The following is a 468-nucleotide window of genomic DNA, read 5'->3' on the forward strand; positions in this document are numbered from 1 at the left end:
TTAAGAACAGGTCAATACCATCATATTCAAGGTCTTGTTTACTTGGGAAAGAATCTTGTTTATTTATCTGGAATAAAAACGTTTAATCCAGCAACCGGAAGAGTTGATTTTGTTATTATTGCGGCATTTAATAAACAAGACCAGGCACTTATGGACTATAAGGAAAGATGGCAAATTGAGACCATGTTTAAAGCAATGAAATCAAGCGGGTTCAATTTAGAAGACACACATTTAAACAATTTAGACAGACTTACAACATTGATAGCTGTTGTAGCAATTGCATTTGTCTGGGCTTATTTAGCAGGCATTGATAAACACGAAAATATAAGCCCTATCAAAGTCAAAAAGCATGGAAGAAGAGCCTATAGTTTCTTTAAATAAGGTCTTGTTAGAATTGCCCATGCCATGATGAATGCCTTAAATATCAAGGAGTTTAATGATTGTATAAATATTTTGTCATGTACTTAG

General features: G+C 33.3%; 1 protein-coding gene. It reads left to right on the forward strand.

All coding sequences use genetic code 11. The features are described 5' to 3' along the window. Nucleotides 1-381: transposase (locus W7W_RS21755; protein WP_010662720.1), on the forward strand; the 381-nt coding region annotated here is incomplete at its 5' end. Nucleotides 382-468 lie beyond the last annotated feature (87 nt).

This window comes from Marinilabilia salmonicolor JCM 21150 (genome assembly GCF_000259075.1).
Lineage (GTDB): Bacteria > Bacteroidota > Bacteroidia > Bacteroidales > Marinilabiliaceae > Marinilabilia > Marinilabilia salmonicolor.